Annotated in this window: 13 protein-coding genes; 9 read left to right on the top strand and 4 right to left on the bottom strand. The window is 67.4% G+C overall.

The annotated features are described in order from the left end of the window. Positions 1 to 9 precede the first annotated feature (9 nt). Positions 10 to 744, top strand: a complete 735-nt coding sequence (locus NDB2M1_RS20335; RefSeq protein WP_072384714.1) for a response regulator — start codon at positions 10 to 12, stop codon at positions 742 to 744. Then, positions 737 to 2,158 (top strand): sensor histidine kinase, encoded by a 1,422-nt coding sequence (locus NDB2M1_RS20330; RefSeq protein ID WP_072384555.1) that lies wholly within the window; start codon positions 737 to 739, stop codon positions 2,156 to 2,158. Before NDB2M1_RS20335 ends, NDB2M1_RS20330 begins: the two co-directional genes overlap by 8 nt. On the opposite strand, the gene NDB2M1_RS20325 is transcribed toward NDB2M1_RS20330, so the two are convergent. Continuing rightward, positions 2,151 to 4,814: a M1 family metallopeptidase gene (locus NDB2M1_RS20325; protein ID WP_072384554.1), complete on the bottom strand. Its 2,664-nt coding sequence runs from the start codon at positions 4,812 to 4,814 to the stop codon at positions 2,151 to 2,153. The genes NDB2M1_RS20330 and NDB2M1_RS20325 overlap by 8 nt on opposite strands. A 125-nt stretch (positions 4,815 to 4,939) precedes the next feature. Continuing rightward, positions 4,940 to 6,514: a helicase HerA-like domain-containing protein gene (locus NDB2M1_RS20320; protein WP_072384553.1), complete on the bottom strand. Its 1,575-nt coding sequence runs from the start codon at positions 6,512 to 6,514 to the stop codon at positions 4,940 to 4,942. Positions 6,515 to 6,637: 123 nt separating this feature from the next. Here NDB2M1_RS20320 and pabB point away from each other — a divergent pair, with 123 nt between their 5' ends. Genes pabB through arfB form a run of 4 tightly spaced genes read left to right on the top strand, consistent with a single transcriptional unit; the run spans position 6,638 to position 10,675 of the window. Further along, entirely contained in the window at positions 6,638 to 8,443 is a 1,806-nt protein-coding gene (gene pabB / locus NDB2M1_RS20315; RefSeq protein ID WP_072384552.1) for an aminodeoxychorismate synthase component I, read from the top strand. Then, positions 8,440 to 9,615, top strand: coding sequence for a pyridoxal phosphate-dependent aminotransferase (locus NDB2M1_RS20310; RefSeq protein WP_072384551.1), 1,176 nt, complete (start codon positions 8,440 to 8,442; stop codon positions 9,613 to 9,615). Before pabB ends, NDB2M1_RS20310 begins: the two co-directional genes overlap by 4 nt. Beyond that, the gene (locus tag NDB2M1_RS20305) at positions 9,612 to 10,280 is read left to right on the top strand and encodes an RluA family pseudouridine synthase (protein ID WP_072384550.1); all 669 of its coding nucleotides are present in this window, start codon (positions 9,612 to 9,614) and stop codon (positions 10,278 to 10,280) included. Before NDB2M1_RS20310 ends, NDB2M1_RS20305 begins: the two co-directional genes overlap by 4 nt. After that, complete coding sequence (gene arfB / locus NDB2M1_RS20300) at positions 10,259 to 10,675, top strand: alternative ribosome rescue aminoacyl-tRNA hydrolase ArfB (RefSeq protein ID WP_072384549.1); 417 nt, start codon at positions 10,259 to 10,261, stop codon at positions 10,673 to 10,675. Before NDB2M1_RS20305 ends, arfB begins: the two co-directional genes overlap by 22 nt. Here the strand turns inward: arfB and NDB2M1_RS20295 are convergent. Together NDB2M1_RS20295 and NDB2M1_RS20290 are read right to left on the bottom strand one after the other, a co-directional pair. After that, complete coding sequence (locus tag NDB2M1_RS20295; RefSeq protein WP_072384548.1) at positions 10,672 to 10,938, bottom strand: hypothetical protein; 267 nt, start codon at positions 10,936 to 10,938, stop codon at positions 10,672 to 10,674. The genes arfB and NDB2M1_RS20295 overlap by 4 nt on opposite strands. After that, a complete protein-coding gene (locus NDB2M1_RS20290; protein WP_143146853.1) occupies positions 10,938 to 11,252 on the bottom strand; it encodes a hypothetical protein in 315 nt (104 codons plus the stop codon). Before NDB2M1_RS20290 ends, NDB2M1_RS20295 begins: the two co-directional genes overlap by 1 nt. A 193-nt stretch (positions 11,253 to 11,445) precedes the next feature. On the opposite strand from NDB2M1_RS20290, the gene NDB2M1_RS20285 reads away from it, so the two are divergent. The 3 genes from NDB2M1_RS20285 to NDB2M1_RS20275 are packed head-to-tail and all read left to right on the top strand — an operon-like array spanning position 11,446 to position 14,434. Then, on the top strand, positions 11,446 to 12,441 hold the full coding sequence (locus NDB2M1_RS20285) for an ArsR/SmtB family transcription factor (protein WP_072384547.1): 996 nt from the start codon (positions 11,446 to 11,448) through the stop codon (positions 12,439 to 12,441). Next, a complete protein-coding gene (gene metF / locus NDB2M1_RS20280) occupies positions 12,438 to 13,379 on the top strand; it encodes a methylenetetrahydrofolate reductase [NAD(P)H] (protein ID WP_072384546.1) in 942 nt (313 codons plus the stop codon). Before NDB2M1_RS20285 ends, metF begins: the two co-directional genes overlap by 4 nt. Next, the gene (locus NDB2M1_RS20275) at positions 13,376 to 14,434 is read left to right on the top strand and encodes a homocysteine S-methyltransferase family protein (protein ID WP_072384545.1); all 1,059 of its coding nucleotides are present in this window, start codon (positions 13,376 to 13,378) and stop codon (positions 14,432 to 14,434) included. The genes metF and NDB2M1_RS20275 overlap by 4 nt, the downstream gene beginning before the upstream one ends. The last annotated feature ends 111 nt before the right edge of the window (positions 14,435 to 14,545 follow it).

Here is a 14,545-nt window from a genome sequence, read left to right as displayed (position 1 = left end):
ATGGCCGCCATGCCTGACGCGACCCGAGTTCTGGTCGTCGATGACGAGGCCGCGCTGCGCGAACCCCTGTCGGACTATCTGGTCCGGCAGGGGTTCGCTGCTGCGCAGGCTGCCAGTGCTGCCGAGGCCCGCGCGCGGCTCGCCGCCGAAGCCTATGATATCGTCCTGCTCGATATCATGATGCCGGGGGAGGACGGCCTCTCACTCTGCCGCCACCTGATCGAGGCGCGCCAGCTGCCCGTCATCTTCCTCACCGCGCGCGGCGAGGCGACCGACCGTATCGTCGGGCTCGAGATCGGCGCTGACGACTATGTCGTGAAGCCGTTCGATCCGCGCGAACTCGTCGCCCGCATCCGATCGGTGCTGCGCCGCGCATCCCGCGTGCCCGATAGCAAGGCCGGCGCGGCGGAAGAATTCCACTACCTGTTCGACGGCTGGCGCCTCGATCCGCTGCGCCGCCGCCTCACCGACAGCGAAGGCGCGGTCGTCTCCATCTCCTCCGCCGAGTTCCGCCTGCTCGTCGCTTTCCTCGATCACCCGCGCCAGGTGCTCGATCGCGACCGCCTGCTCGATATGGTGCAGGGCCGCGAGGCACATCTGTTCGACCGTGCGGTCGACAACCAGATCAGCCGCCTGCGCCGCAAGGTCGAACGCGACAGCCGCAATCCCGAACTGATCCAGACGGTGTGGGGTGGCGGCTACATGCTTGCCGCCGAAGTGCGCAAGGTGCCCGCCGATGGCTGAGAGCCCAGCGCGTTTTCGCCTCTGGCCGCGCAGCCTTCAGGGCCAGATGCTGCTCGCCATCGCGCTTGCGCTGATGGTGGCGCAGGGGCTTTCCGCCGCGCTGATGTGGCGCATGCAGCACGAGCGGCACTTCGCCGGGATCGTCAACTACGCTGCGTTCAGCCTGCTCGGGCGCCATCCCCGCGCCCAGTTCGGTCCGCCGCCGCCGCCGATGGGTGAAGAACCGGAAATCGGCTTCCGCATGCCGCGCCCGCTGCGCGTGCAGGAGGAACTGCGCGCGCCGCAGATGGCCGGAGATCGCCGCCGTCCCGAGATCGAGGATGCACTGCGCCAGGTGCTCGAAGCGCAGGGCGTCGATGCCAAGCAGCTCTTTGTGGCCGAGCGCGATCCCGCGCGCGATCCGGTGATCACCGAATGGCTCGCCCGGCGCGGACCCCGCCTGCGGCCTCCCGGCCAGCCCCGTCCGCGCCTGATCGTCGCCGCCATCGGGCGGACCGACGGTAGCTGGCTCACCGCTCGCCTGCTCGCCCCGCGCACCGAACGCGCGATGCTGACGACGCTGATCCTGCAGACGCTTTTTATCTACCTCGTCCTCGTCGGCACGGTCGCGCTGATCCTGCGCCGCATCGCGCGCCCGCTGAAGGCGCTGACGGCGCAAGTCGAAGGCTTCGCCCGCTCGCGCACCGCCGCCGGCCAACTCGCGCCCGAAGGTCCCGACGACATCCGCCGGCTGATCGTGGCGCACAACGCGATGGAACGCCGCGTCGGCGCATTGCTTGACGAGAAGGACGTGATGCTCGGCGCCATCGGCCACGATCTCAAGACGCCGCTCGCAGCGCTGCGGGTGCGGATCGAGGCGGTCGAGGACGATACCGAGCGCAGCCGCATGGCCGCCACCATCGAGGATATAAACCGCTCGCTCGACGATATCCTGAGCCTCGCCCGCGTCGGCCGTCCTTCCGATCCGCTCGAGCAGACCGAACTCTCGGCGCTCGTTGCCGATGTCGTCGGCGAGTATGAGGACATGGGCGAAGACGTAACGCTCGGCGAGGCGGACCGCATGGTCATGCCGCTGCGCGCCACCTGGCTGCGGCGCGCCTTGCGCAATCTCGTCTCGAACGCGCTGCGCTACGGCATCCGCGCCCGCGTCACGCTGCGGCGCGAAGGGGGCGAGGCGGTGTTGACCGTGGAGGATGATGGCCCCGGCATCCCCGAGCACGAGATCGCCCGCATGCTGGACCCGTTCACCCGCCTCGAAGCCTCGCGCAATTCGGCCACCGGCGGCGCAGGTCTTGGCCTGACGCTCGCCCGCGCGATTGCCGACCAGCACGGCGGTGCGCTGATCCTCGCGAACCGGCGCGAAGGCGGCGAGACCAAAGGCCTCACCGCCACGCTGCGTCTGCCGCTTACTTGAGCTTCGCGATAGCCGCCGTCAGGTCGGCCCCGCGCAGCTCCTTGAGCTTGCCGCAGGCGCGCACGCGCTCGATCGTCCGCTCCAGCTCCAGTGCGCCCGACTTGCCGGCGAACTTCGCGCGCAGCCCGTCAAACTCGTCGGCCTGCGCCACCGAGCAGAAGTTGCCGAGGATCTGGGGCAGGCGCGCGCCGAAGAAGATGCCCGCACCGCCGTTCAGCAACTCGTCGAGGTGCGCTTTCATCCAGCCATAGCCATAGTCGCGCGTCTCGGGCGTATAGACCACATAGCGCACGAAATTGAGCTTCTCGGACTGGCGCAGGCGCTTGTCCTGAAACTCCTCGAGCACCCACTTCGCCGTTGTCGCATCGCCGCTCGAACCGATCGCGCCGAGCGCTGCCGGGCGGAACAGCGGGTCTTCCGATGCCAGCGCCTTGTCCATAAGTGCCTTGGCGCCGTCCAGCTTGTGCGAACCCAGCCAGGCATCGAACGCCGCGCCGAAGAGCGCCGGATCGAGCGCACCCGCATCGCCGCCGAGATAGGCATCGACCGCCGTGCTCAGCCTTGCCCGCAGCGCCTCGTCGCGCGCGGTCCCCGCAAGCAGTTCAACGAGCTGCACGCGGCGCTGCTGCTTCTCCGGATCATCGCCGGCATGTGCGCCCGCCTTCGGATCGAGCCCCAGCGCCTTCAACTGCGGGGCGTAAAGCCCATCGACGAAGGCGCGGAACTGCGGCTTAGCGCTTGCCGCGATCACGCCGCGATCGGCCATCGCCTGCAGCAGGCCGGTGGCATTGCCGCTCGCATAGCTGTCCGGATTGGCCGCCAGTGCCCGCGCGCCTGCAATCAGCTGGTCTGAGCTCAGCCGCCCGGCGTAGAAGCTGGCGTTCATGCTGTCTTCCACCGCCAGCGCCTCGCTGCCGGTCATGCTCGGCACCGCCGCGATCAGCGCATCCCACTCCTTGGCGGGCAGTTCGAAGCGGTAATAGCCGGTGCCGCCCGCATTGGGCATGATCGGCCCCATGCTCTTCAGCGTCACCGTCGTGGTCTTGTCGGTCATCAGCGTGCACTGGCGCACATCGCCCTGGCGCATGCACAGCGGGATACCCCACGTGGTGTCCGGGCCCTTCATGCCATAGCGCACGAAGCGGCTCTGGGTGACTTTCCAGCTCTGCGGTCCGGCACGTTCCAGCGTCACCAGCGGCACACCCTGCTGATCGGTGAAGCTCTGCATCGCCGGCAGGATACGCGGATCGCCCGCCGCATCGGCCATCGCCTTGAAGAACTCGGCGGTCGTCGCGTTGCCATACTTGTGCGCCGCCATGTAGCCGCGGACGCCGTCGCGGAACTTGGTGTCGCCCATGAATGCGGCGATCATCGCCACGACATGGCCGCCCTTGCCGTAGGTGATCGTGTCAAAGGCCGCATCGATCTGCGCGTTCTTCTCGATCGGCTGGTGAATCGGCCGTCCGGCAATCAGCGCATCGATGCCCATCGCGCTGAAGCCCTCGGCCAGTGCGCCCGCGCCGATGTTCAGGTCAGGCCGCCATTCGTTGCCGATGCGGAAGCCCATCCAGTTGGCGAAGCTCTCGTTGAGCCAGATGTCGTCCCACCACGCCGGGGTGACGAGATCGCCGAACCACTGGTGCGCCAGCTCGTGCGAAACAACCATTCCGAAGGTGCGCTTCTGCGCGGTCGAGGCCTTGTCATCCATGACGAGGATGCTGTCGGCATAGAGGTCCGCGCCGGCGTTCTCCATCGCGCCGGGGAGGATCGGCGTCGTGATCTGGTCGAGCTTCGGGTACGGGAAGCTCTGGCCGAAATAGGCTTCGAGGTGCTGCACCACGCCCTTGGTGCCTTCGAGTGCGAAATCGAGCTTGCCCGCATTCTGCTTGGTCGAAACGATGCGGATCGGCAGCGGCGTCTGGCGCTGCGGTGTCGGCGGTACGGCGCCTTCCACTGTCACGAACGGGCCGACCATCAGCGCCACGAGATAGCTCGGCAGCGGCAGCGTCTGGCCGAAGGTGTGGACGGTTGTGCCGTTCACGGTTTCGGTCTTCACTTCCGGCGCATTGCTTACCGCCGTGAGACCGGCGGGCGTGCGCAGCGTGACATTCCACGGCACCTTGAAGCCCGGCTCGTCGAACGAGGGGAAGCTCGCGCGCGCGTCGATCGATTCGTGCTGAGTCCACGAATACCAGTCGTCGCCCACCTTCACGCGGAACATGCCCGCCGGGCCTTCACCGAAAGGCGCGTCATAGTCGAACGCGAAGGTCGTCTTGCCCACTGGCAGCGGCGCATCGAACATAAGCAGTGCCACGCCGGTCGGATCGACCTGCCGGAACGTGCCGACCACCGGCTGGCCGCCGACCATCGCCGTCACCTTGCCGACTTTCAGGTCGCGCCCGTGCATCCACACATAGCGGCCGGCCTTCTTCACATCGACGTCGATCTCGACATGACCGGAGAAGCGCTCTTTGGTCGGATCGACGGTCAGATCGAGCCGGTAGGTCTGCGGGACAACCGCGCCGTCGAGCTTGCCGGCGGGCATCTGGCCCGCTTCCGCTGGGACTGGCGCTTCGGTCGCCGCCTGCTGGGCGAGAACGGGGGAAGCAAGGAAAGTGCCGGCGAGCAGTGTCGCGGCAAGCATCAGTGTACGCATGTCAGCCTTTCAGATCAGACCGGTAATCAGGCCCGGTCCATAATGCCGCCTGCCTGCCCTGATCCTGTTTCATCCGCAACCGCATTCGACGAACCGCTCGCCTGCGTCGTCGAATGACAGTCAGCCTACCGCAGCAAGCCGCCCAAGAGGCCGCGCGCAAACCGCCCGAACGCTGCACCGCCGATCTGCGTCGCGATCGTACCGACAATCGCGCTCGCTCCGGACTCTATCGGCGAGGCGCGCGACTTCTTGCCCGTGATCTGCGCCGCGATCACCGATCCCGCCGAAGCGGCGATGGCGCCAACCGCAGCCTTGCCCGCCTTGCCCCACATCGAAGGCGTCTGCCGTGCCGAGGCCTGCTGCGCGGCGGCTCCCTCGGCTTCCACCTGCTGTGCGGCGGCAGCGGCATCGGCAGCCTTCTGCGCGAGCACCTCGGAAGCAGACTCGCGGTTCACCGCCGTGTCGTACTTGCCCTCGAACGGGCTGATCGACTGGATCACCGCGCGTTCCTTCGCGTCCAGCGGCCCCAGCCGTGAACGCGGCGGCGCCACCAAAGTCCGCTGCACGATCCCCGGCGCACCATCGGCATCGAGCGTCGAAACCAGCGCCTCGCCCACCTTCAGTTCAGTGATCACGGTCTCGACATCGAGATCGGGATTGATGCGGAAGGTCTCTGCCGCTGCCCGAATCGCCTTCTGGTCGCGCGGCGTGAACGCCCGCAGGGCATGCTGAACCCGGTTGCCCAGCTGGCCCGCGATCTTCTCCGGAATGTCGATCGGGTTCTGCGAGACGAAATAAACGCCTACGCCCTTCGAACGGATCAGGCGGACGACTTGCTCCACCTTGTCGAACAGCGCTTCCGGTGCGTCGTCGAACAGCAGGTGCGCCTCGTCGAAGAAGAACACCAGCTTGGGCTTTTCGGGATCGCCCACTTCCGGCAGCGCCTCGAACAGCTCGCTCAAAAGCCACAGCAGGAATGTCGCGTAGAGCTTCGGGCTCTGCATCAGCTTCTCGGCGCTGAGCACGTTGACATAGCCGCGCGCCTGATCGTCGGTCTTGATGAAGTCGTTGATCTCGAACGCCGGTTCCCCGAAAAACCGGTCCGCGCCCTGGCTCTCGAATGCCAGCAACTGGCGCTGGATGGTGCCGACGCTGGCCTTGGAAACATTGCCGTACTTGGCCGCCAGCTCGCCGGCATTCTGCGCGCAGGCCATCAGCGTCGCCTGCAGGTCGGCGAGGTCCAGCAGCAGCAGCCCGTTGTCGTCGGCATAGCGGAAAGCGATGTTGAGCACGCCTTCCTGCGTCTCGTTGAGCCCCATCAGCCGCGCCAGCAGCAGCGGGCCCATTTCCGAAATCGTCGTGCGGATAGGATGCCCGGCTTCGCCGTAGAGGTCCCAGAACACCACCGGATTGTCGGCATAGGTGAACGGATCGATGCCGAGTTCTTTCGCGCGGCTCTCGATCTTGTCGGCATGCTTGAACGTCGGGCTGCCGGGCATGCCGATGCCGGAAAGGTCGCCCTTCACGTCGGCGAGGAACACCGGCACGCCGCGCGCGGAAAACTGCTCGGCCATGCCCTGAAGGGTCACGGTCTTGCCGGTCCCGGTCGCCCCCGCCACAAGTCCGTAGCGGTTGGCGCGGTCCAGCCGCAGCATCTGGCGTTCGCCGCCTGCACTCAGGCCAATGTAGATGTTGTCCATATGCAGTGTTCCACCCGTGCCGTGCTTCCAGCCATGTCCCGCCGTTCTTGTTCCCCGGAATGAAAGAGTAGGAAAGCGCTTTTTGCATCCGGGGCGGAGCGCCGCTAAAGCGCGGTTCCCATCATGACCGCCAATCCCTTCATCCTGCTCGACGACGCCCGCGAAGAAGGCGCTGGCCCGGCGCGGCTCTATACGGCCCCGGCGGAGATCGTCATCGCGCGCCGGCCGGATGAGGTGGAAGCCGCGCTCGCCCGCATTGGCGCAGCGCCGGGGCACTGGGCGGGCCTGATCGCCTACGAAGCCGGCCTCGCGCTCGAACCGCGCCTTGCCGCGCGCCTGCCCGCCCGTGCCGGCGCGACCGGGCCATTGGTCTGGTTCGCCCGCTTTGCCGAAATGCGCGAACTAACCGTTGCCGAGGCGCAAGATTGGCTTGATGCGATGGTGGAAGGCAAGGGCCGCCTCGGTCCGCTCGATCCGCAAGTCTCGCCCGGCGGCTACGGCACTGGCTTCGAGAGCCTCAAGTCGGCCATTTCCGCGGGCGACATCTATCAGGCGAACTACACCTTCGAGCTTGGCGGCTCATGGACCGGTGATCCGCTCGCCATCTACCGCGCGCTCCGGTCCGACGCCCGCTCCGGCTACGGGGCGGTGATCTGGGACGGCGCACACTGGCACCTCTCGGTCTCGCCCGAGCTGTTTTTCACGCTGGAGGATGGCCGCGCCGAGGTCCGTCCGATGAAGGGCACTGCCCCGCGCGGACGGACACTGGAGGAAGACGCGGCCAACAAGGCGGCGCTTTCAGCCAGCGTCAAGGATCTCGCCGAGAACCTGATGATCGTCGACTTGATGCGCAACGATCTCTCGCGCGTCGCCGAGCCCGGCAGTGTGCGCGTCGAAGCGCCTTTCGCGGTCGAGACCTACCCCACCGTCCACCAGATGGTGACCACCGTCCACGCCCGCCTGCAGCCCGGCGCCGACGCCCGCGATCTGGTACGCGCGATCTTCCCCTGCGGCTCGATCACCGGCGCGCCCAAGATCCGCGCGATGGAACTGATCGACGAGATCGAACGCGATGCGCGCGGCCTCTACTGCGGCGCCATCGGGCGGATCGACGTGTCCGAAAATCAGCAGGCTGGTGACGCCGCCTTCAATGTGGCAATCCGGACCGTACGGCTGCTTCCGGACTATCCGGGCGCGGGCCGGGGGCGCGCTACCATGGGGGTCGGTTCCGCAGTCGTTGCGGACTCTTTATCCCTTGCCGAATGGCGCGAATGCCTGGTGAAAGGGGATGTCTTGCGTCTGGAGGCCAGCAGCGCCGATCTGATCGAGACGATGGCGTTCGATCCGGCAGAGGGCATCGCGTTCCTCGAACTCCACCTCGAACGCATGAAGGCCAGCGCTGCCGAACTCGGCTTCGAATTCGATCGCCACGCGCTGCGCAACGCCATCCACGTCCTCTGTTTCGATCTCGATGCGCCATCCAAAGTGCGCCTCCTCGTCTCGAAAAGCGGTGCCCACGCGCTCGACGCGGCGCCGATGCCACCGGCCCTGCCGGACCCGGCGATCTGCGCCATCCTGCCACTGCCGGTGGCGGAAGGCGATTGGCGCCTGCGTCACAAGACCACCGACCGGCACTTCTACGAGGATGCCCTGCGCGCAGCCAAGGCCGCCGGAGCGCATGAAACCCTGCTCCTGCGCGATGATGGCCGCCTCACCGAAGGCAGCTTCACGAACATTTTCGTGCCTCGCGGCGATGTGCTGGTCACGCCGCCCGCCGCACTCGGCCTCCTCCCCGGCGTGCTGCGCCGCAGCCTGCTGGGTAGCGGCCGCGCGGTCGAAGGCGATGTGCGCCTGAACGATCTCGAATCCGGCTTCTTCATCGGCAATGCCCTGCGCGGCCTGATCCCCGCCAGGCTGCTCGGCGCATGAGCGAGCCGCATTCCAGCGAGGCTCTGGGGCGCATTTCCGCCTCGCGCACCACGGTGATGACCGACCGCGCCATCGCGCTGCGCGCCGAAGGCCGCGACATCATTTCGCTTTCGGTCGGCGAGCCGGACTTTCCCACCCCGCCACACGTGATCGAAGCCGCCAAGGCCGCGCTCGATGCGGGCGACACGCGCTACACCGCCGTCCCCGGCACGGCGGCGTTGAGGGAAGCGGCCGCGCTCCACTTCGTGCGCGATCTCGGCATCGAAGTGCCGCCTTCGCAGGTCATCGTCAGCGCGGGCGGCAAGCAGGCGATCTTCCTCGCGATCGCCGCCACCGCCGGCCTCGGTGATGAAGTCCTGATCCCGGCCCCGTGGTGGGTCAGCTACCCCGAGATCGTCCGCTTCGCCGGGGCCGAGCCCGTCGCACTGCCGACCACGCCCGAAACCGGCTACCGCATCAGCGCCGAACAGCTCGCCGCCGCGATCACCCCGCGCACCCGCTGGCTCCTGCTCAACAGCCCCGGCAATCCCACCGGCGCGGTCTACTCCGCCGATGACCTTGCCGCGCTCGGCGAAGTCCTGCGCCGTCACCCCCAGGTTCTTGTCCTCAGCGACGATATCTACGCGCCCTTGCGCTACACCGCAGGCGCGCATGCCACGCTCGCGGTCGTGTGCCCGGACCTTTCCGACCGTGTCCTCACCGTCTCCGGTGTCTCCAAGAGCCACGCGATGACCGGCTTCCGTATCGGCGTCTCAGCCGGGCCGCAGTGGCTGATCGGCGCGATGGCCAAGCTGCAGTCGCACGCTTCGGGCAATCCCTGCTCGATCAGCCAGGCCGCCGCCGTTGCTGCCTTCACCGGCCCGCAGGAGTTCCTGCTCGATTGGCGCGACCGTTTCCGCGTGCGCCGCGATGCCGCCGTCGCAGCCCTCAATGCGATCCCCGGCCTCTCCACTCCGGTTCCCGATGGCGCATTCTACTGCCTCATCGACGCGGCCCCGCTGATGGCCCGCTTCGGCGATGACGAGGCGCTCGCGCTCCATCTCCTCGACCATGGCATCGCGGTCGTCGCCGCATCGGCCTTCGGCGGCAAGGACGGCTTCCGCATCAGCTTCGCCGCAGATGACACCCGCCTTGCAGAAGCTTTCCGGCGCATCGCGGATGCGCTGGCATGATCACGCTCCCCATCCTGTTCGAAGACGGCGAGGCGCTCGTCATCGACAAGCCCGCCGGCCTCCCGATCGACCGACCGCGCGCCGGAGGCACCAGCCTCGAGAACTATCTCGATGCCCTGCGCCTCGGCTTCCAGCGCCTGCCGCTCGCGGTCCACCGGCTCGATCAGGATACCTCGGGCTGCCTGCTCCTCGCGCGCCACGCCAAGGCCCACAAGCGCTTCGCCGCTGCGTTCGAGGCGCGGCAGGTGGAAAAAGTCTACCTCGGGATCGTCGCCGGTCCGGTGGCAGACGATGAGGGCACTATCGCGCTCAATCTCTCAAAGATCAGCAGCGCCGAGAAAGGCTGGCGCATGATCCCGGCCCGCGCCGGCAAGCCCGCCGTCACCCACTGGCGCGTGGTCGAGCGCAAGGAGGGGCTGACCCTCGTCGAGTTCCGGCCCGAAACCGGCCGCACCCATCAGATCCGCGTCCATGCGCTCGCCGGCCTTGGTGCCGCACTGCTTGGCGATCCGATCTACGGCACGGGCGGAGGCGCGCGCCGTACCATGCTCCACGCCGCCGCGCTCACCGTCCCGCGCGAAGGCAAGCCGCCGATTGCCGCCACCGCGCCGCTTCCCGCCGATTTCGCCGCTCTCGGGTTCACATGTCCGCAGCAGACGCCCTGATCGAGCGCGCGCTCGGCCTTATCGAGGAGAGCTTCATCGCCTCCGCAGGCCCCGGCGGGCAGAACGTCAACAAGGTGGCGACTGCTGTCCAGCTCCGCCTTGATGTCTTCGCGCTGCGTCTCACGCCCGAAGTGTTCCATCGCCTCAAGGACCTCGCCGGCAGCAAAATGACCGCCAAGGGCGAGATCATCCTCACCGCGCGCACGTACCGCACGCAGGAACAGAACCGCGAGGACGCGAGGAGCCGCCTCGCCGAACTCTTGCGTGAAGCGGCGACATTGCCCGCCCGCCGCGCCAAGTCCCGCCTCAACCGCGTCGGCAAGACCGAACGATTGGCGGGCAAGAAGAACCGCAGCGCGATCAAGGCCGGGCGCGGCAAGGTGCGGCTGGACTAGGGCTTTTTGGCAGGCTCCGCCGCTGCCGCTTCCGCTTCCGACGCAGGGATCGTCGCCAGGTCGGCAGGAACCGTCGCATCCACCAGCGGCGGGGCAGGGCGCTTCTGCAGCATTTCCGCCGCTTCATCGAGCGCGCGGGCTTCGCCGACGGTCACGCCGCCGGGCCCCGGATCAGTGTCCTGCTGACAGCCGTCGAGGCAAAGGGCTGCGGGGAGCAGCGCCAGTGCGGTCAGAGCCGCGCGCAGGCTCCCCGAGCGCCTCATTACTGCGGCTTCTGCTGCGATTCTTCAGCGGCAGCAGCGGCAGCGGCCTTGGCTTCCTCGGCTGCCGAGACGGCGCTGTCAGCCGCGCTCTTTGCAGCATCCTCGGCGCTCAGCGCGGCCTGCGAGGCATCGGCGGCGGGAGCCGGAGCAGCTGCCGACGGCTCTGCCGAAGGCAGTTCGTCCGCGGGCATCTCGACGTTGTCAGCGGTTGCGCCCGAAGAAGCGTCGTCGGTCTTGCCGCAGGCGCTCAGCGCGAAGGCCGCCGCGCAGGCCAGCACGGTCGCGAGGCGCTTGATCTGGGTGGTCTTGGTCATGATAGTCCCTCAGGCTGATCTGTATGGTCCGTTCCGGCGGCATATCACCGCGGTGCCCGCGCGTTCTAGTGCGCCGTATTGGCCATGGCAAACCTCAAACGGACGACGTTAAGGGTTATCTGATCGTTCTATCATATAAGGATGTCCTTATATGTCTTGCATCATATAAAGAAGGCTTTATATCGCTATGCCAATGTCCGTGCTCGAAACCCTCCGCGCCTTGGCTGATCCGACCCGGCTGCGCATCATGCGGCTGCTGGCCAGCATGGAACTCGCCGTGGGCGAATTGGCGCAAGTGCTCGGGCAGAGCCAGCCACGTGTTTCCCGCCACATCAAGATCCTTTGCGATGCGGGTCTTGCCGAGCGTCGCCGCGAAGGCGGCTGGGTCTTCCTGCGCACCGCCGTCAGCGAAGCCGGTGCGCCCGACGCACTTGGCACCGCGCTCGCCCGCGTGCTCATCACCGCCGAGGCGGACGACTCAGCTTTCGGCGCGCAATGCGCCGAAGACCGCCAGCACCTCGGCGTGATCCGTTCCGCGCGCGAGGCCACGGCGGCAGATTACTTCGCCCGCCACGCTGCCGAATGGGACGAGCTGCGCAGCCTCCACATCGCCGATGGCCCGGTCGAAGCGGCGCTGGGCGAAATGCTCTCCGGCCAGATCGGCCGCTTGCTCGATGTCGGTACCGGCACGGGCCGCATCGCCGAACTCTTCGCAGACCGTGCGGCCCATCTCACTGGCCTCGACAAGAGCCCGGAAATGCTGCGCCTCGCCCGCACCCGGTTGCAGCACCTGCCGGCCGGCCACGTCACGCTGGTTCAGGGCGATTTCGCGCAGTTGCCGTTCCCCGATGCCAGAATCGATGGGGGCTTTGACACGGTGCTGTTCCACCAGGTCCTCCACTATGCGCTCGCCCCGCAGGCCGTGCTGGCCGAAGCGGCGCGTGTCACGGCGCAGGGTGGACGCATCGTCATCGTCGATTTCGCCCCGCACGAGCGCGAGGAACTGCGCACTGCGCATGCCCACGCCCGCCTCGGTTTCTCCGATGCCCAGATCGCCGCGCTGCTCACCGGTGCCGGGTTCGATCCCGCGGGCGACCGCGCACTTCCGGGCCACGAGCTCATCGTCAAGATCTGGACCGGCGTGCGCCGCGCCGCCGTCACCGAATTTCCAAGACTGGTAACCGCATGACCACTACCTTCGACCAACTGCGCGAAGCGCGCACCGCGCTCGATACCCCGCTCTTCGCCGGGCTTCCCGGTGATATCCGCGTCAGCTTCGAGTTCTTTCCCCCGCGTACCGATCCGCTGATGGAGCAGCTGTGGGACGTCGTCACCACGCTGGCCCCGCTGCGCCCAAGCTTCGTCTCGGTAACCTACGGCGCGGGCGGCTCGACGCGCGATCGCACGCACGGCACCGTCGCGCGGATCATCAAGGAAGCGCGCCTCCCCGCCGCCGCGCACCTCACGTGCGTCGAAGCCAGCAAGGCCGAGATCCAGGAAGTCGCAGAAAGCTACTGGGAAGCGGGCGTGCGCCACATCGTCGCGCTGCGCGGTGATATGGGCGCGCCCGGCGTGCCCTTCACCCCGCATCCCGATGGCTATGCCAATGCCGCAGACCTCGTCGCAGGCCTCAAGAAGATCGCTCCGTTCGAAATTTCGGTCGCGGCCTATCCCGAATGCCATCCGGATTCGCCCAGCGTCGAAGCCGATATCGACAACCTCAAGCGCAAGCTCGATGCCGGCGCCAACCGCGCCATCAGCCAGTTCTTCTTCGAGCCGGAGACCTTCTTCCGCTTCCGTGACAGGCTCGCCGCTGCCGGGATCACTGCCCCGGTGCTGCCGGGCATTCTGCCTGTTTCCAATGTCGCGCAGACGCGCAAGTTCGCTGCCGCTTGCGGCGCGCACATCCCGGCATGGATGGACGGTCTGTTCGAAGGGCTCGACCATCACCCGTCCTCGCGCCAGCTGGTCGCCGCAACGGTCTGCGCCGAGTTCTGCCGCCGTCTCTATGCGGGCGGCGTGCGCGATTTCCACTTCTACACCCTCAACCGGGCCGAGCTGTCCTACGCGATCTGCCACCTGCTCGGTCTGCGCCCCGAACGCGCCCCGCTGGAGCAAGCCGCATGACGATTACCCCATCTGCTGCCCGCGCCGCGCTACTCGCGCAGGCCAGGGAACGCATCCTCATCACCGACGGCGCGTTCGGCACAGAGATCCAGAACTGGAAGCTCACCGAGGCCGACTACGCCGGCAATCTCGGCCTTGCCCGCGATCAGAAGGGCAACAACGACATCCTTGCGCTGACGGCCCCCCACGTGCCCGAATCGATCCACCGCGCCTATTTCGCGGCCGGCGCGGATATCGCCGAAACCAACACCTTCTCCGCCAACCGGATCAGCCAGGCGGACTACGGCGCCGAACATCTCGTGCGCGACATCAACCTAGAAAGCGCGAAACTTGCTCGCCGCGTTGCGGATGAATTCCAGTCCGATGACGGCCGCCCGCGCTTCGTCGCTGGCGCCATCGGCCCTACGAACAAGACGCTCTCGCTCTCCCCCGATGTCAACGATCCCGGCTTCCGCGAGATCGACTGGGATTTCCTCGTCGACGTCTACCGCGAACAGGCCGAAGCCCTCGTCGAAGGCGGTGCGGATTTCATCCTCGTCGAGACCGTGTTCGATACGCTCAATGCCAAGGCCGCGATCATGGCCGTCCGCCAGCTCGAGCAGCAGCTTGGCCGCGAAGTGCCGATCATGCTCTCGATGACGCTGACGGACCTTTCGGGCCGCAACCTGTCCGGCCATACGGTCGAGGCGTTCTGGTACGCGGTGCGCCACGCGCGCCCTGTCACCATCGGCCTCAATTGCTCATTCGGCGCGCAGCAACTGCGCCCCCACGTCCGCGCACTGGCCCAGCTCGCCGATACGCTGATCATGGTCTACCCGAACGCGGGCCTACCCAACGAACTCGGCGCCTATGACGAACTGCCCGCGACCACTGCCGGGTTCGTTCACGAATGGGCGGAACACGGGCAAGTCAACATTCTCGGCGGATGCTGTGGTTCCACGCCCGAACACATCGCCGCGATCGCCCGCGCGGTGCAGGGCCTTCCGCCTCGCACGCTGCCCCAGCACCAGACCGCGACTGCCCTCGCCGGCCTCGAACCGTTCGTGATGGCATAACCAATCCCCCTCCCGCCTGCGGGAGGGGTTAGGGGTGGGCCAGTTCAGGCGCATCCCTCGCAAGCAGAAGAACCCACCCCCGACCCCTCCCGCAAGCGGGAGGGGGGAGTT

The organism is Novosphingobium sp. NDB2Meth1 (assembly GCF_900117425.1).
Taxonomy (GTDB): Bacteria; Pseudomonadota; Alphaproteobacteria; order Sphingomonadales; family Sphingomonadaceae; genus Novosphingobium.
The sequence above is the reverse complement of the archived record's forward strand: the minus strand, read 5'-3'. Positions and strand labels throughout refer to the sequence as shown.

What these genes read in the sequence shown, in the direction of transcription:
- NDB2M1_RS20335 (WP_072384714.1), top strand. Translation starts at nt 10, where the DNA reads ATGCCTGACGCGACCCGAGTTCTGGTCGTCGATGACGAGGCCGCGCTG.
- NDB2M1_RS20330 (WP_072384555.1), top strand. Translation starts at nt 737, where the DNA reads ATGGCTGAGAGCCCAGCGCGTTTTCGCCTCTGGCCGCGCAGCCTTCAG.
- NDB2M1_RS20325 (WP_072384554.1), bottom strand. Translation starts at nt 4,814, where the DNA reads ATGCGTACACTGATGCTTGCCGCGACACTGCTCGCCGGCACTTTCCTT.
- NDB2M1_RS20320 (WP_072384553.1), bottom strand. Translation starts at nt 6,514, where the DNA reads ATGGACAACATCTACATTGGCCTGAGTGCAGGCGGCGAACGCCAGATG.
- pabB (WP_072384552.1), top strand. Translation starts at nt 6,638, where the DNA reads ATGACCGCCAATCCCTTCATCCTGCTCGACGACGCCCGCGAAGAAGGC.
- NDB2M1_RS20310 (WP_072384551.1), top strand. Translation starts at nt 8,440, where the DNA reads ATGAGCGAGCCGCATTCCAGCGAGGCTCTGGGGCGCATTTCCGCCTCG.
- NDB2M1_RS20305 (WP_072384550.1), top strand. Translation starts at nt 9,612, where the DNA reads ATGATCACGCTCCCCATCCTGTTCGAAGACGGCGAGGCGCTCGTCATC.
- arfB (WP_072384549.1), top strand. Translation starts at nt 10,259, where the DNA reads ATGTCCGCAGCAGACGCCCTGATCGAGCGCGCGCTCGGCCTTATCGAG.
- NDB2M1_RS20295 (WP_072384548.1), bottom strand. Translation starts at nt 10,938, where the DNA reads ATGAGGCGCTCGGGGAGCCTGCGCGCGGCTCTGACCGCACTGGCGCTG.
- NDB2M1_RS20290 (WP_143146853.1), bottom strand. Translation starts at nt 11,252, where the DNA reads ATGACCAAGACCACCCAGATCAAGCGCCTCGCGACCGTGCTGGCCTGC.
- NDB2M1_RS20285 (WP_072384547.1), top strand. Translation starts at nt 11,446, where the DNA reads ATGTCCGTGCTCGAAACCCTCCGCGCCTTGGCTGATCCGACCCGGCTG.
- metF (WP_072384546.1), top strand. Translation starts at nt 12,438, where the DNA reads ATGACCACTACCTTCGACCAACTGCGCGAAGCGCGCACCGCGCTCGAT.
- NDB2M1_RS20275 (WP_072384545.1), top strand. Translation starts at nt 13,376, where the DNA reads ATGACGATTACCCCATCTGCTGCCCGCGCCGCGCTACTCGCGCAGGCC.